The sequence below is a fragment of the Bradyrhizobium zhengyangense genome, from assembly GCF_022012435.1.
GTDB lineage: Bacteria > Pseudomonadota > Alphaproteobacteria > Rhizobiales > Xanthobacteraceae > Bradyrhizobium > Bradyrhizobium zhengyangense.
In genome coordinates, this window is record NZ_JAKLUA010000002.1 from 414,800 (window position 1) to 438,533 (window position 23,734).

The window sequence follows — 23,734 nt, forward strand, 5'->3', positions numbered from 1 at the left end:
GCAACCGGACTGATCTTCATCGCCGTCGTGCACCGTTACGGTGCGGGCGAATCGATCGTGTTCTCGCGATGGGCCACCGCGCACGGGCTGACCTGGCTGGCGTCGCTGTCGATGGTCGTGTTCACGTTCCTGTCCGAACTGGATCTGTCCTGGGCGCAGGAACTCTGCATCTACATGTTCATCTGGATGGCGAAGTTCGGCGCCGCCTATGGCGTGCGCACCGGCATCCATGTCGGCGTCGACCTGCTCGTCAACCGGCTGCCTGAGCATTCGCGCAAGCACGTCATCCTGTTCTCGCTGCTGTGCGGCGCGCTATTCACCGGCATGATCGCCGCCTTCGGCGCCTCCTTTGTCTCCGAGATGTTCAAGACCGGCCAGCAATCCAACGACCTGGAAGCGCCGATGTGGTTCGTCTATCTGGCGATCCCGCTCGGCTCCGGCCTGATGTGCTTCCGCTTCCTGCAGGTCTCGTGGTTCTATTTCTGGACCGGGCAGCTGCCGCATCATGACGAGACCCATGTCGAGGGCGTGGAGGCCGACGTCTCGCCGGCGCTGCATCCGCAGCCTGCCGGCGCCGCCACCAGGGCCGCCGCGCGAAAAGTCTCGCCGCTTGGCGTCATCCTGATCATGGCCCCGATCCTGATCTTCGCGCTGTGCCTTGGCGAAAAGACCGGCTTCATCGTGCTGCCGCACTGGATGCGCGCCGCAACCGTATTCGCGCTGCTGATCGCGCTGATGCTCACAGGCATTCCGGTCTCGATCGCGCTCGGCCTCACCGTGATGACGTTCCTGTTCACGTTGACCGCAGTGCCGATCGAAGCCGTCTCGATGAAGCTCTTCACCGGCATCGAGGGCTTCGAGATCATGGCGATCCCGTTCTTCATCCTCGCCGGCAATTTCCTTACCCACGGCGGCGTGGCGCGCCGGATGATCAACTTCGCGACGTCGCTGATCGGACATTGGCACGGCGGCCTGGGCCTTGCCGGCATCGTCGCCTGCGCGATGTTCGCGCTGGTCTGCGGCTCGAGCGTGGCCACGGTGGCGGCGATCGGCGCCATCGTGCTGCCGGAGATGGTCCGCCACGGTTATCCCATGCGCTTCGGCGCCGGCATCATCACGGTTGCGGGGTCGCTCGGCATCCTGATGCTGCCGTCGATCCCGAAGATCGTCTACGCAGTCTCGACCAATACCTCGATCGGCGCGCTGTTCGTCGCGGGCCTGCTGCCCGGCATCCTGCTGACGACGATGCTCTGCATCGTCACCTGGTGGCTGGCGCGCAACCGCGACTATCCGCGAATGAAGAAGGCGACCTGGGGTGAGACGGTCCACGCCTTCCGCGAGAGCGTCTGGGGATTGATGCTGGTCGTCATCATCATCGGCGGCATCTATAGCGGCCTGTTCACCGCCACCGAAGCCGCCGCGATGGCCGCGGTCTATTCCTTCATCATTGCGGTGTTCGTCTACAAGGCGATCGGCCTGAAGGACGTGCCGCGCGTGCTGCTGCGCGCCGCCAATACCAGCGCGATGCTGCTCTACATCGTCACCAACGCGGTGCTGTTCTCCTTCGTGCTCTCCAACGAAAATTTGCCGGCGACGCTGGCCGACTGGATCGCGGCGCAGAATCTCGGCTGGGTCGGCTTCCTGCTCGTCGTCAACGTGCTGCTGCTGCTCGCCGGCAACTTCATGGAGCCGAACTCGATCATCCTGATCATGGCGCCGATCCTGGCGCCCGCGGCCAAGAAGCTCGGCATCGACCTCGTCCATTTCGGCATCGTCATGGACGTCAACATGGAGGTCGGCCTCTGCCATCCGCCTGTCGGCCTGAACCTCTATGTCGCCTCGATGATAGCGCGCATGCGCATCACGGACCTCGCGGGCGCGGTGATGCCGTGGCTGCTCACCATGCTCGGCTTCCTCGTCATCGTGACCTATTGGCCCGACCTGACGCTGTGGCTGCCGCGGGTGCTGGGAATGCATTAGCCTGCGTGTAGGTGGGATATGGCTAACGCGGGGTAAACCCGCGCGTTCAAATGCCATTGTTGCGCATGGAATCCATTTTTACGGGTCTGCGGTAAGAACGTGCCAGCGGATGGGTGCTGGCATGTTGTTCAAAAGAATGGAATCCGGACGGGCGTCGATTTCCGACGCCGTCTATATGGAAGTCATCACGGGCCTTCACGGCACGACGGTGCCCAACATTCTTGCGGCCGCCTGCCTGGCGATGGTTGGCGCGATCACGACCTACGAGACCGGCGACATGGTGACGGCCGGACTGACGGTCGCGGGCGTGCTGGTGGCCATTGTTCGTCTGGTCGAGATCTTTGCATTCCGCCGCCGGCTTGCGCGTTCGCCGCAGCTCGGCCGGGCCGAGGGCGGGCGCTGGGAGCGGCGCTATGTGGCCGGCACCGTCGTGACAGCCCTCATCCTCGGCCTGTTTGCAGCGCGCAGCATCGTGCTGGGTGATGCGCTCTGCTGCGTGATGGCGGTCGGCATCGGCTTCGGCTTTGGCGCCGGCGTGGTGGCGCGGCTGGCGCTGCGCCCCGTCGCGGCGCTGCTCGATCTCGTCGCGATCGCCGCGCCCGCTGCGATCGTGATTTTCATGCAGCCCGATCTGCGCCATGTCGGGCTCGGGCTCCTGATCCTGATGTATGTCGCCGCGAGCTTCGAGATGGTGCGGCTGAGCTTCAACGCCTCGATCAACCAGATCACGCTGAAGCGGCAGTTCGAGCAGCTGTCGCGCATCGATCCGATGACTGGCCTGGCCAATCGTTCGGTGCTCGCGACGGACTTGCCTGCCATGCTCGCGGCGGGGACGATCGCCGTTCATACGCTCGATCTCGACCGCTTCAAGGAAGCGAACGACCGCTTCGGCCATCCCGTCGGCGACGCGTTGCTGAAGCAGGTGGCCGGGCGGCTCAGAGCGATCGCCGCGACCGACGACCTCGTGGTGCGGATGGGCGGCGACGAATTCGTCCTGGTCCAGCGCGCGGCGACCGATGCGGAAGCGACGGCCCAGCGTATCGTGCGGTCGATCAGCTTGCCTTATGATATCGACGGACAGACGGTCGAGCTCGGCGCGAGCGTGGGCGTTGCCGTCGCGCCGGGCGACGGACGAACCGCGGAGGCGCTGCTGTCGCGCTCCGACAAGGCGCTCTACCGTGCCAAGCAACATCGCGGCGGCTATGTGCTGGCCCGCGAATTGAGGATGGCGGATGCGACCGCAGCGGGCCAAAGCGTTTCCGAAGGGCTGGCGGCATAAGCAGCGGTTGGAACCGCAATCGAGATACGGTTAGATGCCTCCCAGACAAGACGGGGGAGGAATGCCATGAACAGCACCGAAGTAGCCGACACGCCGAAGGACGCGACGCCTTCAGTCATTGCGCAGCAACAGGCGATGCTGAACGCGTTGCCGTTTTCCGACACGCGGGATTTCGACGATGCGGCGCGCGGCTTCGTCGGCACCATCGAGCACGCGAAGATTACAAATCCTCAAGGGCGGACGGTCTGGAGCCTCGAGCCCTATGGCTTTCTGTCCAGCGAGAAGGCCCCGCCGACGGTCAATCCCAGCCTGTGGCGGCAGTCGCGGCTGAATATGCAGCACGGGTTGTTCGAGGTGGTGCCAGGCGTCTACCAGGTGCGCGGCCTCGACATCGCCAACATGACGCTGATCGAGGGCGACAGCGGCGTCATCGTGGTCGACACCCTGACCTCCATCGAAGGCGCGCGGGCTGCGCTCGATCTCTATTTCAAACACCGCGGCTTGAAGCCGGTTGCGGCCGTCATCTTCACCCACACCCACACCGATCACTGGGGCGGCGCGCGCGGCGTGCTGGAGGAGGACGCGCTCGCCACCGGTCGTGTACCGATCATCGCGCCGAACCTGTTCATGGAGCACGCGGTCTCCGAGAACATCATCGCTGGGCCAGCGATGCTGCGCCGGGCGCAATATCAGTTCGGGCCGTTCCTCGCCAAGGGGGCGCGAGGGCAGGTCGATTGCGGCCTCGGCAAGAGCATGGCAGCGGGTGCGGTCGCGCTGCTGCGTCCGACCGATCTGATCATGGCGACCGGCGACAAGCGTGTCATCGACGGCGTCGAGTTCGAATTCCAGATGGCGCCGAACAGCGAAGCACCGGCGGAGATGCACTTCTTCCTGCCGCGCTACAAGCTGCTGAATTTGGCTGAGAACTGCACGCATAATTTCCACAATCTGCTGCCGTTCCGCGGCGCCGACGTGCGCGACGCGCTGGCCTGGTCAAAGTATCTGGGCGAGGCGCTGCAGCTGTGGGGTGGCAGGGCCGAGGCGATGTGCGGCCAGCATCACTGGCCTGTGTGGGGAGCTGAGCGCATCGACAGCATGATCCGCGAGCAGCGCGACCTCTACAAATTTGCGCATGACCAGACCATCCGCCTGATGAATCACGGCCTCACTGCGGCCGAGATCGCCGAGACGATCCAGCTGCCGAAGAGCCTGGAGGGCGCCTGGCACGGTCGCGGTTACTACGGCCACATCAGGCACAATGTGAAGGCGATCTACCAGAAATACCTCGGCTGGTACGACGCCAATCCGGTCAATCTCGATCCGCTGCCGCCGGTGGAGTCAGGCAAGAAATATGTCGAGTATATGGGCGGCGCCGATGCGATCCTGACGCGGGCGCGCGCGGATTTCGACAAGGGGGAATTCCGCTTCGTCGCGCAGGCGCTCGGTCATCTCGTCTTCGCCGAGCCCGACAATGCGGCGGCGCGCGCGTTGCTGGCCGACACGCTCGAGCAGCTCGGCTACGCCGCGGAGAGCTCGACCTGGCGCAACGCCTATCTGTTTGGCGCACAGGAGCTTCGGCAAGGCATGCCGAAGACCCCGCCGCGTCCGCCGATGCCGCGCGAGACGCTGGCGGCGCTGCGCACGGAGCAGCTCTGGGACGTGCTCGGCATCCGCCTCAACGGTCCCAAGGCGGAAGGCAAGCGCATCGTGCTGAACTGGAGCTTTTCGGACACCGGCGAAAGGTTCGTGCTCAATCTCGAGAACTGCGCGCTCACCTATGCCGAAGGCGTTCAGGCCGACAATGCCGACGCCAGCTTCACGCTGGCGCGTGCCACGCTGGACGAGGTGATCGCGAAGCTGACGAGCTTTCCGGAAGCGGTGGCGGGCGGGAAGGTCAAGCTTTCGGGCAACCCGATGAAGCTCGCCGAGCTGATGGGATTGATGGACGAATTCCCGCGGATGTTTGAGATTGTGGAGCCGAAGCGGGCGGTGGTGGGGTAGGCATTGCGGTTGTAGCAGACTTGGTGTCGTCCCGGCGAAGGCCGGGACGCATAACCCCAGGCGCGCGCTTTGGTCGCGCTTGTCCGGGACGACACTGTTTGTGTAGCTGCTACTCCGCGCTGCTCACCAGCTTGATCCGCGGCGCTTGGGCCTCGATCAGCCCGCGATAGGCGGCAAGATAGTCGAGCGCCATTCGTCGCGCGGTGAAGCGCTTTTCGAACTGCTTGCGGATCGCGGCGCGGTCGAGTTGCGCGAGGCGCTTCACCACGCCGGCGGCGCTGATGATGTCCTCGACGACGAAGCCGGTGAGGCCCTCATCGATAATCTCCGGCACCGAGCCGCGATTGAAGGCAACCACCGGCGTACCGCAGGCCATGGCTTCGATCATCACGAGGCCGAACGGCTCCGGCCAGTCGATCGGCAGCAACAGGCCCAGTGCGCCGCTGAGGAAGTCCGACTTCTCGTGATCGCCGATCTCGCCGATGAAATCGACCAGCGGATTGCCTGCGATCATCGGCTTGATCAGCTCGTCATAATAGTCCTGGTCGGCGCGGTCGACCTTGGCCGCGATCTTCAGCGGAATGCCGCAATGCATCGCGATCTTGATGGCGCGATCGACGCCCTTCTCCGGCGCGATGCGGCCGAGCACCGCGAGATATTCCTGCTTGGCCGGCTTCGGCGTCAGCAGGTTTTCCGGCAGGCCGTGATGAATCGTCGAGACCCAGTTCGCCTGCGGCACCGGCCGTCGCTGCGCGTTGGAGATCGAGATCACAGGCATCTTGGAGAAGGTGTTGAACACAGGCTGATGCTCCGGCAGGTCGAGCCGGCCATGCAGCGTGGTCAGGAACGGCGTCGGCTGCCGGTAGAACAGCGACCAGGGGTAATAGTCGAGATGGAAGTGGAGGAAGTCGAACTCCTCGTCGTCACATTTCTGCCGCACGCGCTCCAAGAGCACCATGTGCAGCGCGTTGGGATCGCGCACGGAACCATCAAGGCGAAGCGCCCGCGGCCATAATGCGTCGAGCTTCGCCGACGTCTGCGAGTCGCCGCTGGCGAACAGCGTGACGTCGTGTCCAAGGGCCACCAACTCTTCCGTCAACCAATGCACCACCCGCTCGGTGCCGCCATACAGCTTGGGTGGAACAGCCTCCGTCAACGGAGCTACCTGCGCGATGCGCATCTCACCTTCTCCTCTACGATCATGTGAACGTTGGAACCCCCGCCGTGTATCGGCACCGGCATGCCGAGAAGGGAACGTTCCCGCAGTTGCGAAGTTCCTCTCAACAAACGTTACTTATTCGACACATCGCGCGCCTGTCTCGATGCTGCCATCTCCTCTTCGCAGATCGTCCGCATCCGCATGTCGTGATGACGTTGCCCGGGAACCGAGGCGAACTGGTCGTTGTTCACTCGACCAGTCAGAACAACTGAAATCATCACGACGGGGTCACATGGATCATCTTTCTGGATACGCGCGCAGGCCATTTGCCTTTGTCTTGCGCTATCTACGGCGGCGATTGGCGTCGCATCTGGTGATCCTGTTCGCGGTCGTGGCGGCGGTTGCCTGCTCCGTGGGCACGCAGTACGGCGTCAAATCTCTCGTCGACGCCTTGTCGGCGGGAACCTCGCATGGTGGCAGCGTATGGCTGGCATTCATCCTGCTCATGTCGCTGATTGCTGCCGACAATTTTCTGTGGCGGATCGCGAGCTGGACGGCGAGCTTCACCTTCGTTCGTGTCACGGGCGATTTACGTCGTGACATATTTCGTCATCTGACCGGACATGCGCCGAGTTATTTCCTGGACCGGATGCCGGGCATGCTGACGAGCCGCATCACGGCGACATCCAACGCGGTGTTCACCGTCGAGAACATGTTCGTCTGGAATGTGCTGCCGCCGTGCATTGCCACAATTGCCGCAATCGGGTTGATTGGAACCGTAAGCCCCTATATGGCGGCAGGCCTGGTCGTGATCGCCGGCGGCATGGTGGCGGCGATGTTCCGTCTGGCCGCGGCAGGCAAGCCGTTGCATGACGACTTTGCCGACAAGGCGGCCGCCGTCGACGGCGAGATGATCGACGTGATCAGCAATATGCCGCTAGTCCGCGCCTTCTGCGGCATCGGCCACGAGCACGAGCGGTTTGACGCCACGGTGAACCGGGAAGTCAATGCGCGCGGACGCAGCCTGCGCTATCTGGAGAAGCTGCGGCTGTTGCATGCCGCCGTGACCGTGATCCTGACGATTGCTCTGATGGCCTGGGCCGTCACGCTCTGGCAGCAGGGCGAGGCGACCACCGGCGACGTCGTTCTGGTCTGCACCCTCGGTATCTCGATCCTGAGCGCGACGCGCGACCTCGCGGTTGCCCTGGTCGATGTTACCCAGCATGTCGCCCGCCTGACCGAGGCGATCGCGACTTTGCTGGTGCCGCACGAGCTGCGCGATCATCCCGAGGCCGAGCCGCTGGTCAAGAGCGGCGCCGCGATCGCGTTCAACAACGTCACCTTCGGCTATCCGGGCGGCGAGAAGATCTTCGAGCGCTTCAGCCTGCGGCTCCAGCCCGGTCAGCGCGTCGGCCTGGTCGGGCAGTCCGGCGGCGGCAAATCCACCCTGTTCACGCTGCTCCAACGCTTCTACGATGTCGACGAGGGCAGTGTGATGATCGATGGCCAGGACATCTCCATGGTCACGCAGCAGAGTCTGCGCGAGGCGATCTCGGTGGTGCCGCAGGACATCTCGCTGTTTCATCGCTCGATCCGCGAGAACATCCGCTACGGCCGGCCGAACGCGACCGACGATGAGGTGTTGCGCGCTGCGATCGCTGCGCGCTGCGATTTCATCGACAGCCTGCCTGACGGTCTCGACACCATGGTCGGCGACCGCGGCGTCAAAATGTCCGGCGGCCAGCGCCAGCGCATCGCGATCGCGCGCGCCTTCGTGAAGGACGCGCCGATCCTGCTGCTGGATGAGGCCACTGCCGCGCTCGACAGCGAATCCGAGGAGGCGATCCGCGAGGCGCTGTCGCGCCTGATGCGCGGTCGCACCGTGATCGCGATCGCGCATCGTCTCGCGACGCTGCGCAATTTCGACCGTGTGGTCGTGCTCAGAAACGGTAAGATCATCGAGGACGGTGCGCCCGACCGGCTGATGCAGGGGCATGGTCCGTACCGTGAGCTGGTGACGCAGGAAATGAGCCGGCTCGCGAAGTTCGCCGCGTAAATCCAACAGTTGCGTTTGCCTCGGTCGCGTTCGAAACACTGGCAGCAGGGGAGCAGCTCATGGCAGCCGAAGCCGCAACCAAGATCATCTCGGTATCGCAGACGATGGAGACCGTCGCCGAGCAGGCGTTCTACATTCCCATGACGGGGCCCGCCGCGCGGCCCCGCCGTTCGCTCAAGCACGACGACACCTTCATCGTGCTGGACAGCCATGGCGACATCGGTGCCTCCGCCGGCGGGCCCGACGGCCTGTTCAACCACGACACGCGTTATCTGGCGCGGCTGGAGCTGGTGCTCGACGATCTCCAGCCGCTGCTGCTCGGCTCGAACCTGCGCGACGACAATTCGGGTCTGACGGTCGACCTTACCAACCCCGATATCTATCGCCAGGGTCGCATCGTCCTGCAAAAGGACCTGCTGCACATCGTCCGCACGATCTTCCTGTGGCGCGGCACCGCGTATCAGCGCATCGGACTTCAGAACCACGGCGAACAGCGGGCCAGCTTCGAGCTGACGCTGCTGTTCGACAATGATTTTGCCGATCTGTTCGAGGTGCGGGGCGAGCGGCGGCCGCGCCGCGGCACAGGCACCAGCAGGCTGCTCGGGCCGACCGACGTGCTGTTCGAATATCGCGGCCTCGACGAGGCCGAGCGCACCACCGGCCTGCATTTCGATCCGCGCCCGACGCGGCTCTCGGTGAATGCCGCGACCTGGCAGCTGGAGCTCGATCCACACGAAGCCAAATCATTGTTCGTGGCCGTGTCCTGCAACCGGCCGCTCGCGGAGAAGCCGGCGCGCTTCTTCCGGGGTCTGCTGGCGCATCGCCGCGAGATGCGGCAGTCGACGATCGGCGCGGCCAGCATCGAAACCTCCAACAACATCTTCAACGAGGTGCTGTGCCAGGCCATGGCCGACCTCAACATGCTGATGACGGAGACGCCGCAGGGGCGCTATCCCTATGCCGGCATCCCCTGGTATTCGACGACGTTCGGCCGTGACGGTCTGATTACGGCGCTGCAGATGCTGTGGGTCGATCCTCGGGTGGCAAAAGGCGTGCTGCGGCGGCTTGCGCATTTCCAGGCCAAGGCGGTTGATCCGCTCGCCGATGCCGCACCGGGAAAGGTCCTGCACGAGATGCGCGGCGGCGAGATGGCGGCGCTGCGCGAGGTGCCATTCTCGCAATATTACGGCAGCGTGGACTCAACTGCACTGTTCGTGCTGCTCGCGGGGCGCTATTTCGAGCGGACCGGCGATGAGAAGACACTGGTCGAGCTGTGGCCTGCGATCGAGGCGGGCCTCGCCTGGATCGACGGTCCCGGAGATCCTGATCAGGACGGCTTCGTCGAGTACCAGCGCGCCACCGAAAAAGGGCTGGCCAACCAGGGCTGGAAGGATTCTTACGATGCGATCTTCCACGCCGACGGCAAGCTCGCGGAAGGCAATATCGCGCTCGCCGAGGTCCAAGGCTACGTCTTTATGGCCAAGCAGCTCGCCGCGCGATGCGCGCTAAGGCTCGGCAAACCCGATCTCGCGAGGAAGCTCGAGGCGGAAGCCAAGGCGCTCGCCGAGCGCTTCGAACAGGCATTCTGGTGCGAGGAGCTTGGGACCTATGCCGTCGCGCTCGACGGTCAAAAGCGGCGCTGCGAGGTCCGCACCTCGAATGCCGGGCAGGTGCTGTTCAGTGGCATGATCCGTGAGGATCGCGCCCGGCTCGTGGCCGCCGATCTGATGCGCCCGCACTTCTTCTCGGGCTGGGGCATCCGCACCGTTGCCCGCGGCGAAGTCCGCTACAATCCGATGTCCTATCACGACGGATCAATCTGGCCGCACGACAACGCACTGATCGCGCTTGGGCTTGCCCATTACGGGCTCAAGCATTCGGTCGCGCACGTCTTCAAGGGCCTGTTCGAGGCCGCGACCTATATGGATCTGAGGCGATTGCCGGAGTTGTTCTGCGGCTTTCGTCGCGAGAAGCGGCGCGGCCCGACGCTCTATCCGGTCGCCTGCGCGCCGCAGGCCTGGGCCAGCGCAACGCCGTTCACGCTGCTGGAGGCGGCGCTCGGCATCGAGTTCGACGTCGCGCGCTGCGAGATCCGGTTGCGCAATCCGCATCTGCCGGCCTTTCTGAACGAGGTCATCCTGCGCGATCTGCGCTTGGGCGAATCCAGCGTGGATCTGCGCGTCAGCCGTCACGGCCACGACGTGGCGCTGGAGGTGCTGCGCACGCGGGGCCAGATCCAGGTGTCGATCGTGCTGACGCACTAGCGGCGCCAGCGAGGAGGGTGTCATGCGTACCGCCGGATGGTTGTCCCTAAGCTTCGCCGTCGCCGCGGGATTGACGGTTGCCGTATCGCGTGCCGCGGAGGAGCTGCCCGCGTCCGCCAATGCAGCCCCGACTGAGGCAAACGCACCGCCGACGGCTGCGCCGCCGGCCTCAGTGGTGCCCGTCACCCCGAAGGATGCCGCGCCGCCGCCGTCGGTGACCATCATCGGCGCCAGCGACGCCCATGGCGTGCTCGGCCGTGACGTGCGCAGCGCGGCGGACGAGGACATGGGCCATATCGTCGACGTCATCGTCGATCTCAGCGGCCATGTGCGCGCCGCCGTCATCGATTTCGGCGGCTTCCTCGGCGTCGGCAGCCGCAAGATCGTGGTGGACTGGAATGCGCTGCGCTTCGGCAAGATCACCAACAAGAAGGACAGCATCACGCTGGAACTGACCAAGGCGCAGGTCGCAGCCGCGCCGGAATACAAGGAAGACATGCCGATGGTCGTGTTAGGTGCGTCCGGCAGTCTTCAACCGCTGCAAGCCATCCAGTGAGGAGGGGGGAGGGCTGACCGCCTGTGCTCTTGTCGAGGAAGCCTGATCATGCAAATCGCGAGGGACGCGTTGAACAGGACAACGTCGCCGTACCCGTCCTTGCGGCCATTCCGGCGCCGTCGCAGCGGAGCCTGCGCGGTCTCGATTGGTTCATCTTCTTCCTCGCCGACGTGCAGACCGGCTTCGGCCCCTTCATCGCGGTCTATCTGACGACGCAGAAATGGACGCAAGTCGAGATCGGCTTCGTGCTGTCGATCGGCGGCATCGTCGCGCTGATCGGCCAGATGCCGGGCGGCGCCATCATCGATGCTGCGAAATCGGAACGACTGGTCGCGGGGCTCGCGATCGCGACCATCGGCTGTTGTGCGCTCGCCTATGCGGCGATGCCGATCTTCCCCGTGGTGGTGGCGGCGGCAACGCTGCATGCGGCGGCGAGTTGCGTGCTGGGGCCGGCGATCGCGGCGATCAGCCTTGGCCTGGTCGGCCCGCTCAAGATCGGCGAGAGGCTTGGCCGCAACGCGCGATTTGCCTCGCTCGGCAACGGCGTCGCCGCCGCAGTGATGGGCACGGCCGGCTATCTTCTCTCGAGCCGTTCGGTGTTCCTGGTCACCTTCCTGCTGGCGATCCCGACCTTGATCGCGCTGTCGCGCATCCGCGAGGAGGAAGTGGATATCGCACGCTGTCACGGCGAGATGCCGCGCGAAGCGCCTGTTCCGGGCGATACCAATATCTGGCATCTGATCCGGCAACGGCCGCTGATCGTCTTTGCGCTGAGCGTGCTGCTGTTGCAGCTCGCCAACGCCTCGATGATGCCGCTGATGGCAAGCGCAGTGACGGCGCGGTCGAGCCAGTGGGCGACGGTGCTGGTGGCTTTCTGCATTGTTGTCCCCCAGGCGATCGTGGCGCTGTTGTCGCCGACGGTCGGACGCAAGGCGCAGGCGTGGGGACGGCGTCCGCTGCTGCTGATCGGGTTCGGTGCGCTGGCGATCCGCGGCGTGTTGTTTGCAACCGTGCGCGATCCGTATCTGCTGGTAGCGGTGCAGGTGTTCGACGGCTTTACGGCCGCGGTGTTCGCGGTGATGATTCCGCTTGTCGTGGCCGACGTCGCCTTCGGCAGCGGGCACTTCAATCTGGCGCAGGGCATCGTCGGCACAGCGACCGGCATCGGCGCATCGCTGAGCACGGCGCTCGGCGGCTATGTCAGCGACAGGTTCGGCAATGCCACCGCCTTCTTCGGGCTCGCGGGCATCGCAGCGACCGGGCTCTTGCTGATCCTCTTCGTGATGCCGGAGACCCGGCGCGCCGGCATTGCGACAAAAGAAATGGCCGGCTGAACGAGATCAGCCGGCCAAGGGGGGTGGGGAGGACGAAACGATCAGGCGTCGAGATTGCGCAGGCGCTGGCGGTTGCGCAGCACGATCTGGCGGGCGCCGGAGAAACCGAGAATGCCTTGGGCATGGAGCTGCGACAGCGCGCGCGACACGGTCTCCAGCGTGAGGCCGAGATAGTCGCCGATGTCGCGGCGGCACATCGGCAGTGCCATCATGCCGGCAACGGCGAGGCGGCGGTCCATTTCGAGCAGGAAGGTCGCAACGCGCTCCATCGCGGTCTTGCGGCCCAGGAGCAGCATGTGGTCCTCGGCGTGGCGCAGCTCGCCGGCTGTCATGGCCCAGAGCTTGCGGGCAACCTGCACGTCGGTACCGGCAGCCTTTTCGAGGCTGACGCGCTTCACGAGGCGGACGGTGGTGTCGATGATGGCCTCGGCAGCGAGGCGGTGGCTGGCGCCGGATTCGAGGCCGAACACGTCGCCGGGAAGATGGAAGGTGCCGATCTGACGGCGACCGTCGGACAGGAGCTTGTAGGTGCGGACCGCGCCGGAGACGACCTGATAGACATATTCCGCCGGCTCGTCCTCGCCGTAGATCTCTTCGTCCTTGCGGTAGGAGAACTCCGTGGCGACCAGGCCAACATGGCCGGTGACCGCGCCGAACTGGTCGGAGACGGGATGGGGTGGAGCAATCCGTCCACCGATTTGGGTGTTGATCGCCGGGGTGTTGAGGGTCTGCGTCAGCATTTGCGCCATCTCCGTTGTGATGGCGATTTGATACGCGGTATCGGGTGCTTCGAAAATTTCGCGAGATATCTTAAGGGGGGTTACCTACGTAGAACCCCGTAGGTCACCTGCCGGGGCGGGATACCGCTGTCCTCACTATTCGGTGTCCTGGAAATAACGGGGCTTCAGCGCAAATCGGGTCATCGGAAGCGTTCACGCCTATGGAGACGCCCGATGTTAGCCAAATCTGCTGTACCCGTTCTGGCCGCCTTGTTGCTGCTGCCCTCGCTGGCTACGGCAACGACAGCCCGGCCTCGATCCAACGCCATCGCCGGCCATTCGCATTCAAGTCCGATCGAGGGTCGCCAGATCGCGGCTCCTCCCTGGAGCGCGGCCTGCATGACGGATCACGGCCCGAGCGAGTGCGGTGAGCCGATGTGGATTTACGGTCCGCGCAGCGAGATTTCGCAGTACAGGAGCGCGTTCTGAGGCCTGCCTAATTTCCGCGTCTGTTCTGGATGGCGCGACGGATGCGCTTGACCAGATTCTCGTCGAGAAGCGGCTTCAAAATCACGTCTTTCACGCCTGCCGCCTTCGCCCGAGCCGAGATGTTCTTGTCGGGATAGCCGGTGATCAGGATCACCGGCGTGTCGCGGTCGGACTGGAGCAAGCGACCGGCAAGCTCGATGCCATTGATGTCGGGCATCTTGTAGTCGATCACGTAGCAGTCCGCGCCGGACGGACTTGTCGTGTTGAGCAGCGCCGTGGCGTTCCTGAACGTCCGCACGGCAAAACCGTCGGTTTCCAGCAGAAAACGCAGAGACCCGAGCACCGCGTCATCGTCGTCGACCACGTAGACGGTGGGCCGTGCGGGTGGTGGTGCCATTGGCAGTCGCTGATGATGTGAGCCGATCTCGACCATTCGGATCGACTACCACAGGGGGAGGTGGCGAATTTTGACTTACCTCAACCTGACCTGACCTCTCGACCGGACTTGCCTCAATCCTTCAGCATGCCGGCGCGCATCGCCAGCCGGACCAGCTCCGAGAGGCTGTTTGCCTGCATCTTGGTCATGACATTGGCCCGGTACACCTCGATGGTGCGCGGGCTGATGTCGTACTCGCGGGCGATCAGCTTGTTGGACAGGCCTGCGACCAGTCCTTCCATGACCTGGCGCTCGCGCGGGCTGAGGGATGCGACGCGGGCGGCGATGTCCTGGGATATGGCTTCGGTCCTTGCGGCCGGCTCGCCCTGCCGGATAGCCGACTCGATCATCGTGACAAGGCGGTCGTCCTCGAACGGCTTTTCAAGGAAGTCGACGGCGCCGAGCTTCATCGCCTCGACCGCGAGCGGCACGTCGCCGTGGCCGGTCATGATCAAGATCGGAAACGGAGAGTGCTGCGCCTTCATCAGCTTCAGAAGCTCGATCCCGTCGATGCCGGGCATGCGCACGTCGGAGAGGACGCAACCGAACGCGAGGCCGGGGAGGGCATCGAGGAAGCGTTGCGCGTCGTCGAACAAGGTGACGCTGTAACCCGATGAATCGAGCAGAAAATTCAGCGAATCACGCATCGCTTCGTCGTCGTCGATTACGTAGACAATTCCATTGGTCGTCATGGTTCAGCTCTCATCGGCTGCAGGCAGAGTGAAGCGGAATGTCGCCCCGCCCGATGCGTTGCTCTCGGCCCACATGCGCCCGCCATGAGCCTCGATGATCGAGCGGCTGATCGACAGTCCCACCCCCATGCCGGTTTCCTTGGTGGTGAAGAAGGTCTGAAACAGATTCGGAATGACGTCGTCCTGGAAGCCGGAGCCGGTGTCGGAAACCTCGATCTCGATCATGTCGTCACCGACGCGGGTGTTGGTGACGACGAGCTCCCGCCGCGGCGATTGCGCCATTGCCTCCAGCGCGTTGCGGAACAGATTGACCAGGACCTGCTGGATCTGGACCCGATCGGCGAGGACGAGATCGGCGCTCTGATCCAGACTGAACCGGAGCTGGACGTTCTGTTCGCGCGCACCGGCGAGCCCGAGCGCGCCGGCCTCCTCGATCAGCTTGGAGAGGCTTTCAACCCGCTTTTCGGACTCACCGCGCGCGACGAAATCGCGAAGGCGCCGAATGATCTGGCCTGCACGTACGGCCTGCTCCGCGGCGCGATCCAGCGCGCTTTCGATCTTGGCCAGATTCGGATCGGCGCTGCCGGCGAGCAGTCGCCGCGATCCTTTCATGTAGTTGCTGATCGCGGCAAGCGGCTGGTTCAACTCGTGAGCCAGCGCGGACGCCATCTCGCCCATCGCGCTCAGTCGCGACACATGGACGAGCTCGGACTGCAACTCCTGCAGCCGCGCCTGGGTCAGCTGATGCTCGGTGAGGTCGCGCACGAAGCCGGTGAAATAGGGCTCGCCCCCCGACTGCATCTCGCCGATCGACAGGTGCATCGGAAAAGTGGTGCCGTCGCGACGCTTGCCGGTGACGATGCGGCCGATGCCGATGATGTGCGGATCGTGGGTCGAGCGATAGCGGGCGATATAGCCGTCATGGCGGGAGCGATCGGGTTCCGGCATCAGGATGCTGACGTTCTGGCCGATCGCCTCCTGCTCGGACCAGCCGAACAGGCGCTCGGCCGCCGTCGAGAACAACTGCATGATGCCGCGACCGTCGATGACGATCATGGCGTCGGGAATGGTATGAAGGATGGAGCGGAGGTGGGTCTCACGCGTGCGGAGCGCCTCCTCGACGTGCTTCTCCTCGTTGATATCGAGGAAGATGCCGCTGAGATGACGGGCAGCGCCGGCCTCATCGCGAATCAGGCCGGCGCGGGCCCTGATCCATTTTTCCCCGCCTATCGCTCCAGAGACCCTGAAGGACACATCAAAGCCGCCGCCGTGCTCGGAGACCCGCCGGATCGCACTCTCGACCCGGTCACGATCCCTCGGCTCCAGACGCGACAGGAACAGCTCGTAGCTCTCCGGCTGGTCTGGTGAGACCCCAAGCAGGGCCCTCGAGGTGTCGGACCATTCCCATTCCATCGTCTTGAGGTCGAGATCCCAGGTGCCGACGCCGAATCCCTCGATCCGGACGCGGAAATGTTCGCCCCGGCCGTCATCTTGCGGATGCGTTACACGGGTCGGCGACAAGCGATGCTCCTGATTCCTGATGCGGGGGCCCTGACGCCGATACCGCTACCGCAATGTCGCCCAAGCCCGGCCCGGAGGCAAGTTCCGTCGCTGGTCGGTCGAGGGCGCGAGCCGCCCCCGGGGGCTCTTGATCTATCTCATCTCGCGGAATGCAGGCAGGCGTACATTTCATCAAACAGATTGCACTGGAGGCTTCCGATGACTTACGCGACGGTGATGGTCAGCCTGGCGCTCGGCCAGCCCAACGATGCCCGCCTTCAGGTCGCCGGCGAGCTTGCCGAGCGATTCGAGGCGGCTATCGTCGGGGTCGCGGCGGCGCGCTTCGCTCCGCCACTTTATTTCACGGATGGCACCGCTGCTCAGCGGATGATCGATCAGGAGGAAGCCTCCATCAAGAGGCGCTTGGCCGATCTGGAGACGCAATTCCGCGCCGCAACCAAGGCTCGCGGCGGACGGGTGGAATGGCGCAGCGCCATGGACTTCCCCGCACGATTCGTCTCAGCGCAGGCGCGCTGTGCCGACATCGTCGTCAGCGGGGGACAGAGCCCGGCCTTCTCCGATTCCTTTGCACTCGCAAGCCCCAAGGATCTGGTGATGCAAGCCGGCCGGCCGCTGCTGGTGGTGCCCGACAGGATCGACTGGCTCGATCTGCGCAGCGTGCTTGTGGCCTGGAAGGACACGCCCGAGGCGCGGCGGGCAGTGGCTGACGCGCTGCCCATGCTGCGCAAGGCGAAGGAGATCACCATCGTCGAGATTCCGGAGGCAGACGACGACCGTTCGGTCGTCGCGACACGTGTCAGCGACGTCGCCGCCTGGCTCGCGCGCCATGGCGTCACGGCGACGGCGCGTGTCGTGGAGGCGGGGAAGGAAACGGCCGACGTGCAATTGGAGAGCATCGCCGGCGATGTCGGAGCCGGCCTGATCGTCGCAGGTGCCTACGGCCATTCCCGCTTCAGCGAGCTGATTCTCGGCGGCGTTACGGAATATCTGGTCACGCAATCCGCGCGCTGTGTGCTGCTGTCGCATTGAAGGCGAGGCGTACAGACAAATCGATGAGGACGTGCCGTGTACAAATTCCTTGAGCAGACTGCCGGCGGCTACATGACGCGCAACGTCAGAACGGTGCAGCGTGACCAAAATTTGCTCGCGCTCGGCGAGATGTTCGAGCAGGACGATTTCAATTCCTACCCTGTGGAGGACGACGGACAGGTCGTCGGCATCGTCACCAAGTTCGATATCCTGAAGTGCTTTGCCTTCACGCCGAGCCAGATGCTGCCGCGCTATAATGACCTGATGAGCCGGAAGGTCGGCGACGTCATGACGCCGGAGTTCATCTATGTCAGCCCCGACACGCGGTTGACGCGTGTTCTCCAAATCATGGTCGAACACCGCATCCGCAGCATCATCGTGCTCGACGGCGCCCAGAAGCTGGTCGGAATCATCGCGCGCGAGGACGTCATCGCGGCGCTAAAGGCGACCGCGAGCGACTGAGGATCAATCCTGAAATCCGGCGATTTCTGGCTCCGTGATTTTCCGGAGCCATCGCCGCGCCATGGGCTTGGCGCGATGTCGAAGCGGTTGATATCGCTCGCCGATCGACATCAGCCCGACATGAACAGAAATCCATCTATCTTGATTTCAATCAATTCCTCGCGAGGGTGAATGTGGTTTCTGGCGGCGTGTTCTTTCAGAGAGAATCCGCGATGCCCCAGCCCTCCATCTCCAAATCAATGACCATCGGTGAAAGCGGCTTGGCTGTCGTGTTCGCAGTCACCGCGTTCCTCTGCGTGATCGCCTCGGCCAAGGCGCTCGACGCGCCCTTCGCCTTCCACGCCGGGCTCAGCGCGGCGGCGAGCCTGGCCGCGGTGTTCTTCATCTTCAACCGCTACTACGATCGCCCCGCGGCGCTGCCGCCTGCGGAGATCAATGGCCGCCCCAACTACAACATGGGCCCCATCAAGTTCTCCTCTTTCATGGCGGTGTTCTGGGGCATCGCGGGCTTTCTGGTCGGACTGATCATCGCCTCGCAATTGGCCTGGCCCGCTCTGAACTTCGACTTGCCCTGGATTCAATTCGGCCGGCTACGGCCGCTGCATACCTCGGCCGTGATCTTCGCCTTCGGCGGCAACGTCCTGATCGCGACGTCGTTCTACGTGGTCCAGAAGTCGTGCCGTGCCAGGCTTGCCGGCGATATCGCGCCCTGGTTCGTCGTGCTCGGCTACAACTACTTCATCCTGATCGCCGGCACGGGCTATCTGCTCGGTGTCACGCAGTCGAAGGAATATGCCGAGCCGGAATGGTATGCCGACCTCTGGCTGACCATCGTCTGGGTCACCTATCTGCTCGTCTTCCTCGGCACGATCCTGAAGCGCAAGGAACCTCACATCTTCGTCGCGAACTGGTTCTATCTCGCCTTCATCGTGACGATCGCGGTTCTGCATCTCGGCAACAATCCCGCGCTGCCGGTGTCGTTCCTGGGCTCGAAATCCTACATCGCCTGGGGCGGCATCCAGGATGCGATGTTCCAATGGTGGTACGGCCACAACGCGGTCGGCTTCTTCCTCACCGCCGGCTTTCTCGCCATCATGTATTATTTCATTCCGAAGCGCGCGGAGCGGCCGATCTATTCCTACCGGCTCTCGATCATCCATTTCTGGGCGCTGATCTTCCTCTACATCTGGGCTGGCCCGCACCATCTGCACTACACCGCGCTGCCGGACTGGACGCAGACGCTCGGCATGACCTTCTCGATCATGCTGTGGATGCCCTCCTGGGGCGGCATGATCAACGGCCTGATGACGCTGTCGGGTGCGTGGGACAAGCTGCGGACTGACCCCGTGCTGCGCATGCTCGTCGTCTCCGTCGCCTTCTACGGCATGTCGACCTTCGAGGGACCGATGATGTCGATCAAGGTGGTCAACTCGCTCAGCCACTACACCGACTGGACCATCGGCCACGTGCATTCCGGCGCGCTCGGCTGGGTCGGCTTCGTCTCCTTCGGCGCACTGTACTGCCTGGTGCCGTGGGCGTGGAATCGCAAGGGCCTCTACAGCCTGAAGCTCGTGAACTGGCACTTCTGGATCGCAACGCTCGGAATCGTGCTCTACATCTCGGCGATGTGGGTGTCCGGCATCCTCCAGGGCCTGATGTGGCGCGCCTATACCTCGCTCGGCTTCCTCGAATATTCCTTCATCGAGACCGTCGAGGCGATGCATCCCTTCTACATCATCCGTGCCGCCGGCGGTGCGCTGTTCCTGATCGGCGCGCTGATCATGGCCTACAATCTGTGGATGACGGTTCGCGTCGGCGAGCAGGAAGTCCAGATGCCCGTCGCTCTTCAGCCGGCGGAATGAGGAGCAACACCATGTCGTTCTGGACACGCCACCAAGTCTTCGAAAAGAACTCGATCATCCTGGTCGTCGGCATTCTGCTGGTGATCGCGATCGGTGGTCTCGTCGAGATCACCCCGCTGTTCTACCTCAAGAGCACGATCGAGGTGGTCGACGGCGTCAGGCCCTACACGCCGCTCGAGCTGGCGGGGCGCAACATCTACGTCCGCGAAGGCTGCTATCTCTGCCACTCGCAGATGATCCGGCCGCTGCGCGACGAGGTCGAGCGCTACGGCCACTTCTCGCTCGCCGCCGAAAGCATGTTCGACCACCCGTTCCAGTGGGGCTCGAAGCGCACCGGTCCTGACCTTGCCCGCGTCGGCGCCAAATATTCCGACGACTGGCACGTCACCCATCTGACCAATCCGCGTGCGATCGTGCCGCAGTCGGTAATGCCGGGTTATCCGTTCCTCAGCTCAACGGAAGTCGATCCGGAGACCATCGCCGATCACATGCGCACGCTGCGGACCGTCGGCGTTCCCTATACCGACGACCAGATCGCCAACGCGGCCGCCGACATGAAGGCCCAGGCCGATCCCGACAATGCCGGCGCGGATGCCTTCACCAAGCGCTACGCCAAGGCCGTCGTGCGTAATTTCGACGGCAAGACCGGAACGCCGACCGAGATGGACGCGCTGATCGCCTACTTGCAGATGCTCGGCACTCTGGTCGACTTCAAGCTCTACAACGAGAAAGCCAATCTTCGCTGAGAAGGCATCACCGATGAAAGCCATCCTGACACTCGACAATCTCGCATCCGGTCTCGTGACCACGATCTGGACGCCGGTCTTCGTCGCGATCTTTCTCGCGATCATCGCCTACGCATTCTGGCCCCGCAACAAGGCCGCCTTCGACGAAGCAGCCAGTCTGCCGTTGCGGGAGGAGTAAGAGATCATGACCGATCATCAAAGTGAATTCGATTCCGTCACCGGCAGGTCCACGACCGGGCATGAGTGGGATGGCATCAAGGAGCTCAACACGCCGCTGCCGCGCTGGTGGGTGATTACATTCTATCTCACCATCATCTGGGCGATCGGATACTGGATCGTCTATCCGGCCTGGCCGCTGATCTCCAGCAACACGCGCGGTGTGATCGGCTACTCGTCGCGCGCCGACGTCGCGGTCGAGCTCGCCAACCTTGAGAAGATCAGGGGCGACAAGATGGTGGCGCTGGGTGCGGCCTCGCTGGCCGACATCGAGAAGGATCCGGCCTTGCTGGCGCTCGCCCGTGCCAAGGGCAAGACCGTGTTCGGCGACAATTGCGCGCCGTGTCACGGCTCTGGCGCGGCCGGCGCCAAGGGCTTTCCGAACCTGAACGACGACGACTGGCTGTGGGGCGGCACGCTCGACCAGATCATGCAGACCATCCAGTTCGGCGCACGCTCGGGTCATGCCAAGACCCACGAGGGCCAGATGCTCGCCTTCGGCAAGGACGGCGTGCTGAAGCCGGACGAGATCGTCACGGTGGCCAATTATGTCCGATCGCTGTCGGGTCTTCCGACCCGAAAGGGCTACGACGCTGCCAAAGGCGAGAAGATTTTTGCCGACAATTGCGTCGCCTGCCACGGCGACGGCGGCAAGGGCAACCAGGAACTCGGCGCGCCGAACCTGACCGACAAGATCTGGCTCTACGGCTCGGACGAGGCAATTCTGATCGAGACAATCACGAATGGCCGTGCCGGCGTCATGCCGGCCTGGGAAGGGCGGCTCGATCCCGCCACCATCAAGGCGATGGCGGTTTACGTCCACTCGCTGGGTGGTGGAAAATAGCCTGAAAACTGACGATCGGCGGCAGGCGGGGGCGAATAAAATCGCCCCCGTTTGCGCTGGATCAACGGACCCAGCGACGTCGGGTCTAGGTTTAATCGCACCTCCCGAGGCGACTTGAGCGATGAACAAGACCGTGAACCCGAAAGACCTCACATCGGATGATGACTACGGGCCGCTCTACGCAGCCCGCAAGAAGGTCTATCCCCAGAGCGTCTCCGGCACCTTCCGCCGGATCAAATGGGGCCTGATGGCGTTTTGCCTCGGCGTCTACTACTTCCTGCCTTTCGTGCGCTGGAACCGCGGCCTTGGTGCCCCCAGCCAGGCGGTGCTGATCGATCTTCCCAACAGCCGCTTCTACTTCTTCTTCATCGAGCTGTGGCCGCAGGAGGTCTATTACTTCACCGGCCTCCTGATCGTTGCCGCCGTGGCGCTGTTCCTGATGAACTCGGTCGGCGGCCGCATCTGGTGCGGCTATCTCTGCCCGCAGACGGTCTGGACTGATCTGTTCTACGCCGTCGAGCGCCTGATCGAGGGCGACCGGCGCGAGCGGATGAAGAAGGATGCGTCGAAAGATCCGATGAAGCTCGAGCGCATCTCCGAGATCCTGCTCAAGCATTCGATCTGGCTGCTGATCGCCTGGTGGACCGGCGGCGCCTGGGTGCTCTATTTCAACGACGCGCCGACGCTGGTAAAGGAGCTCGTCACCTTCCAGGGACCGATGATCGCCTATATCTGGATCGGCATCCTGACCGCAACGACCTACGTGCTCGCCGGTTACATGCGCGAGCAGGTCTGCACCTATATGTGCCCGTGGCCGCGGATCCAGGCCGCACTCACCGACGAATGGGCGCTCAACGTCACCTATCGCTACGACCGCGGCGAGAAGCGTACATCCGTGAAGAAGGCCGCCGAGCTGCGCGCGCTCGGTGAGCAAGTCGGGGATTGCGTCGACTGCTACCAATGCGTCGCGGTTTGCCCGACCGGCATCGACATCCGCAACGGGCCGCAGCTCGAATGCATCCAGTGCGGGCTCTGCATCGACGCCTGCGACAACGTCATGACCAAGATCGGCCGGCCAACCCGCCTGATTGCCTACGACAACGACATCAACATCCACCGCCGCCAGGAAGGCAAAGCGCCGATCTATCGGATCGTCCGTCCGCGCACCATGGTCTACAGCGCGATCATCGCGGCGGTCGGCGGCTTCATGATCTATGTGCTGGCGACCCGCACCCTTCTCGACATCAACGTGCTGCACGACCGCAACCCGGTTGCGGTCAGGCTCAGCGACGGGTCGATTCGCAATGCCTACACTGCGCGGCTTTTGAACAAGAGCGGACATGATCGCGTGATTGCGATCGATATCGATGGCCCGGTCAATTCGACGATCCATGTCGTCGGTGTTGATTCCGTGACGCCGGACCGCCCGATGATCGTGATCCCCCGCGACTCTACCAGCGAGCTGCGCCTGCTCGTCACCGCGCCGGCCGAGGGCAATCAGGAGAAGTCGATCCCGGTTCGCTTCCGCGTCACGGATATCGGACTCGGCGAGGCTGCATCCACCACAGACAATTTCGTCGCGCCGTAGGACCAGGAGACTGACATGGCAACCAAGCCGCTGACCGGAACAAAGGTCTTCCTGATGCTCGTCGCCTTCTTTGGCGTCGTGATCGGTGTCAACGTCACCATGATGAAGCTCGCGATTGCGACGCTGCCCGGCACTGATGTCGACAGCCCCTATGCCGCGGGCCTCGCCTATGATCGCGAGATCGCGGCGGCACAGGACCAGGCCGCGCGCAAATGGCAGGTCAACGCCCACATCGAGCGTCGCGCCGACGGCAATGCCGTGCTTCAGGTCGAGGCGCGCGACGCAGCGGGCCAGCCGGTCACGGGATTGAAATTCGGCGGGCGCCTGGAACGGCCGACCGACAAGCGCGCCGATCTCGCGGTCGAACTCGCGGAGGCCGGCATCGGCATCTATCGCGGCAATGCCGCTTCCGTCGCGCCGGGCCAATGGGATCTCGTCATCGAGGGCGATGCCGGGGGTGAGCGCGTATTCCTGTCGCGCAACCGCGTGATCCTGAACTGA

General features: G+C 63.8%; 21 protein-coding genes and 1 pseudogene. 17 read left to right on the forward strand and 5 right to left on the reverse strand.

Features of this window, described 5'->3' with window-relative positions:
* Positions 1-111: 111 nt before the first annotated feature.
* The 4 genes and pseudogenes from L6637_RS42400 to L6637_RS10365 form a co-directional block, all read left to right on the forward strand.
* Positions 112-453: pseudogene (locus L6637_RS42400) on the forward strand (TRAP transporter small permease); the annotation flags it as partial.
* Between the two features lie 243 nt (positions 454-696).
* A complete protein-coding gene (locus L6637_RS10355; RefSeq protein ID WP_237863884.1) occupies positions 697-1,980 on the forward strand; it encodes a TRAP transporter large permease in 1,284 nt (427 codons plus the stop codon).
* A gap of 121 nt (positions 1,981-2,101) precedes the next feature.
* Positions 2,102-3,259 carry a GGDEF domain-containing protein gene (locus tag L6637_RS10360; protein WP_237863581.1) on the forward strand — a complete coding sequence of 386 codons (1,158 nt, stop codon included), beginning with the start codon at positions 2,102-2,104 and terminating at the stop codon, positions 3,257-3,259.
* 66 nt (positions 3,260-3,325) lie between these two features.
* Positions 3,326-5,260 (forward strand): alkyl/aryl-sulfatase, encoded by a 1,935-nt coding sequence (locus L6637_RS10365; protein WP_237870444.1) that lies wholly within the window; start codon positions 3,326-3,328, stop codon positions 5,258-5,260.
* 109 nt (positions 5,261-5,369) lie between these two features.
* Here L6637_RS10365 and L6637_RS10370 read toward each other — a convergent pair whose 3' ends face one another.
* Complete coding sequence (locus tag L6637_RS10370) at positions 5,370-6,440, reverse strand: glycosyltransferase family 4 protein (RefSeq protein ID WP_237870446.1); 1,071 nt, start codon at positions 6,438-6,440, stop codon at positions 5,370-5,372.
* Positions 6,441-6,711: 271 nt separating this feature from the next.
* On the opposite strand from L6637_RS10370, the gene L6637_RS10375 reads away from it, so the two are divergent.
* The 4 genes from L6637_RS10375 to L6637_RS10390 are packed head-to-tail and all read left to right on the forward strand — an operon-like array spanning position 6,712 to position 12,629.
* On the forward strand, positions 6,712-8,475 hold the full coding sequence (locus tag L6637_RS10375) for an ABC transporter ATP-binding protein (RefSeq protein WP_237870448.1): 1,764 nt from the start codon (positions 6,712-6,714) through the stop codon (positions 8,473-8,475).
* Positions 8,476-8,534: 59 nt separating this feature from the next.
* On the forward strand, positions 8,535-10,739 hold the full coding sequence (locus tag L6637_RS10380) for an amylo-alpha-1,6-glucosidase (RefSeq protein ID WP_237870450.1): 2,205 nt from the start codon (positions 8,535-8,537) through the stop codon (positions 10,737-10,739).
* Between the two features lie 22 nt (positions 10,740-10,761).
* Complete coding sequence (locus tag L6637_RS10385) at positions 10,762-11,295, forward strand: PRC-barrel domain-containing protein (protein ID WP_237863586.1); 534 nt, start codon at positions 10,762-10,764, stop codon at positions 11,293-11,295.
* A gap of 23 nt (positions 11,296-11,318) precedes the next feature.
* Positions 11,319-12,629 carry an MFS transporter gene (locus L6637_RS10390; RefSeq protein ID WP_237863587.1) on the forward strand — a complete coding sequence of 437 codons (1,311 nt, stop codon included), beginning with the start codon at positions 11,319-11,321 and terminating at the stop codon, positions 12,627-12,629.
* Between the two features lie 41 nt (positions 12,630-12,670).
* On the opposite strand, the gene L6637_RS10395 is transcribed toward L6637_RS10390, so the two are convergent.
* Entirely contained in the window at positions 12,671-13,369 is a 699-nt protein-coding gene (locus L6637_RS10395) for a helix-turn-helix domain-containing protein (protein WP_237863588.1), read from the reverse strand.
* 213 nt (positions 13,370-13,582) lie between these two features.
* Here L6637_RS10395 and L6637_RS10400 point away from each other — a divergent pair, with 213 nt between their 5' ends.
* Entirely contained in the window at positions 13,583-13,837 is a 255-nt protein-coding gene (locus L6637_RS10400; RefSeq protein ID WP_237870452.1) for a hypothetical protein, read from the forward strand.
* A 7-nt stretch (positions 13,838-13,844) separates the two neighbouring features.
* Here L6637_RS10400 and L6637_RS10405 read toward each other — a convergent pair whose 3' ends face one another.
* From L6637_RS10405 to fixL, 3 genes are all read right to left on the reverse strand, one after another.
* On the reverse strand, positions 13,845-14,270 hold the full coding sequence (locus L6637_RS10405) for a response regulator (protein WP_237863589.1): 426 nt from the start codon (positions 14,268-14,270) through the stop codon (positions 13,845-13,847).
* A gap of 77 nt (positions 14,271-14,347) precedes the next feature.
* Positions 14,348-14,965 carry a response regulator FixJ gene (gene fixJ, locus L6637_RS10410; protein WP_237863590.1) on the reverse strand — a complete coding sequence of 206 codons (618 nt, stop codon included), beginning with the start codon at positions 14,963-14,965 and terminating at the stop codon, positions 14,348-14,350.
* A gap of 3 nt (positions 14,966-14,968) precedes the next feature.
* Positions 14,969-16,486, reverse strand: a complete 1,518-nt coding sequence (gene fixL, locus L6637_RS10415; RefSeq protein WP_237863591.1) for a sensor protein FixL — start codon at positions 16,484-16,486, stop codon at positions 14,969-14,971.
* Positions 16,487-16,684: 198 nt separating this feature from the next.
* Between fixL and L6637_RS10420 the strand changes: the two genes are divergently transcribed.
* From L6637_RS10420 to L6637_RS10455, 8 genes are all read left to right on the forward strand, one after another.
* On the forward strand, positions 16,685-17,515 hold the full coding sequence (locus L6637_RS10420) for a universal stress protein (RefSeq protein WP_237863592.1): 831 nt from the start codon (positions 16,685-16,687) through the stop codon (positions 17,513-17,515).
* 36 nt (positions 17,516-17,551) lie between these two features.
* Complete coding sequence (locus tag L6637_RS10425) at positions 17,552-17,977, forward strand: CBS domain-containing protein (protein WP_237863593.1); 426 nt, start codon at positions 17,552-17,554, stop codon at positions 17,975-17,977.
* 212 nt (positions 17,978-18,189) lie between these two features.
* Positions 18,190-19,839, forward strand: a complete 1,650-nt coding sequence (gene ccoN, locus L6637_RS10430) for a cytochrome-c oxidase, cbb3-type subunit I (protein ID WP_237863594.1) — start codon at positions 18,190-18,192, stop codon at positions 19,837-19,839.
* An 11-nt stretch (positions 19,840-19,850) separates the two neighbouring features.
* Complete coding sequence (gene ccoO / locus L6637_RS10435) at positions 19,851-20,585, forward strand: cytochrome-c oxidase, cbb3-type subunit II (RefSeq protein ID WP_237863595.1); 735 nt, start codon at positions 19,851-19,853, stop codon at positions 20,583-20,585.
* Between the two features lie 13 nt (positions 20,586-20,598).
* Entirely contained in the window at positions 20,599-20,763 is a 165-nt protein-coding gene (locus L6637_RS10440; RefSeq protein ID WP_027528922.1) for a CcoQ/FixQ family Cbb3-type cytochrome c oxidase assembly chaperone, read from the forward strand.
* 6 nt (positions 20,764-20,769) lie between these two features.
* Complete coding sequence (ccoP, locus tag L6637_RS10445; protein WP_237863596.1) at positions 20,770-21,645, forward strand: cytochrome-c oxidase, cbb3-type subunit III; 876 nt, start codon at positions 20,770-20,772, stop codon at positions 21,643-21,645.
* Between the two features lie 121 nt (positions 21,646-21,766).
* Positions 21,767-23,233 (forward strand): cytochrome c oxidase accessory protein CcoG, encoded by a 1,467-nt coding sequence (gene ccoG / locus L6637_RS10450; RefSeq protein WP_237870454.1) that lies wholly within the window; start codon positions 21,767-21,769, stop codon positions 23,231-23,233.
* A 15-nt stretch (positions 23,234-23,248) separates the two neighbouring features.
* The gene (locus L6637_RS10455; RefSeq protein ID WP_237870456.1) at positions 23,249-23,734 is read left to right on the forward strand and encodes a FixH family protein; all 486 of its coding nucleotides are present in this window, start codon (positions 23,249-23,251) and stop codon (positions 23,732-23,734) included.

Bases quoted from the DNA above. Each gene is read 5' to 3' on its own strand.
- L6637_RS10440 (WP_027528922.1), top strand. From the start codon at position 20,599: ATGAAAGCCATCCTGACACTCGACAATCTCGCATCCGGTCTCGTGACC.
- L6637_RS10385 (WP_237863586.1), top strand. From the start codon at position 10,762: ATGCGTACCGCCGGATGGTTGTCCCTAAGCTTCGCCGTCGCCGCGGGA.
- L6637_RS10400 (WP_237870452.1), top strand. From the start codon at position 13,583: ATGTTAGCCAAATCTGCTGTACCCGTTCTGGCCGCCTTGTTGCTGCTG.
- L6637_RS10355 (WP_237863884.1), top strand. From the start codon at position 697: ATGCGCGCCGCAACCGTATTCGCGCTGCTGATCGCGCTGATGCTCACA.
- L6637_RS10365 (WP_237870444.1), top strand. From the start codon at position 3,326: ATGAACAGCACCGAAGTAGCCGACACGCCGAAGGACGCGACGCCTTCA.
- L6637_RS10455 (WP_237870456.1), top strand. From the start codon at position 23,249: ATGGCAACCAAGCCGCTGACCGGAACAAAGGTCTTCCTGATGCTCGTC.
- L6637_RS10380 (WP_237870450.1), top strand. From the start codon at position 8,535: ATGGCAGCCGAAGCCGCAACCAAGATCATCTCGGTATCGCAGACGATG.
- L6637_RS10375 (WP_237870448.1), top strand. From the start codon at position 6,712: ATGGATCATCTTTCTGGATACGCGCGCAGGCCATTTGCCTTTGTCTTG.
- ccoO (WP_237863595.1), top strand. From the start codon at position 19,851: ATGTCGTTCTGGACACGCCACCAAGTCTTCGAAAAGAACTCGATCATC.
- L6637_RS10420 (WP_237863592.1), top strand. From the start codon at position 16,685: ATGACTTACGCGACGGTGATGGTCAGCCTGGCGCTCGGCCAGCCCAAC.
- L6637_RS10395 (WP_237863588.1), bottom strand. From the start codon at position 13,369: ATGCTGACGCAGACCCTCAACACCCCGGCGATCAACACCCAAATCGGT.
- L6637_RS10405 (WP_237863589.1), bottom strand. From the start codon at position 14,270: ATGGTCGAGATCGGCTCACATCATCAGCGACTGCCAATGGCACCACCA.
- fixJ (WP_237863590.1), bottom strand. From the start codon at position 14,965: ATGACGACCAATGGAATTGTCTACGTAATCGACGACGACGAAGCGATG.
- ccoN (WP_237863594.1), top strand. From the start codon at position 18,190: ATGCCCCAGCCCTCCATCTCCAAATCAATGACCATCGGTGAAAGCGGC.
- ccoP (WP_237863596.1), top strand. From the start codon at position 20,770: ATGACCGATCATCAAAGTGAATTCGATTCCGTCACCGGCAGGTCCACG.
- ccoG (WP_237870454.1), top strand. From the start codon at position 21,767: ATGAACAAGACCGTGAACCCGAAAGACCTCACATCGGATGATGACTAC.
- L6637_RS10370 (WP_237870446.1), bottom strand. From the start codon at position 6,440: ATGCGCATCGCGCAGGTAGCTCCGTTGACGGAGGCTGTTCCACCCAAG.
- L6637_RS10360 (WP_237863581.1), top strand. From the start codon at position 2,102: ATGTTGTTCAAAAGAATGGAATCCGGACGGGCGTCGATTTCCGACGCC.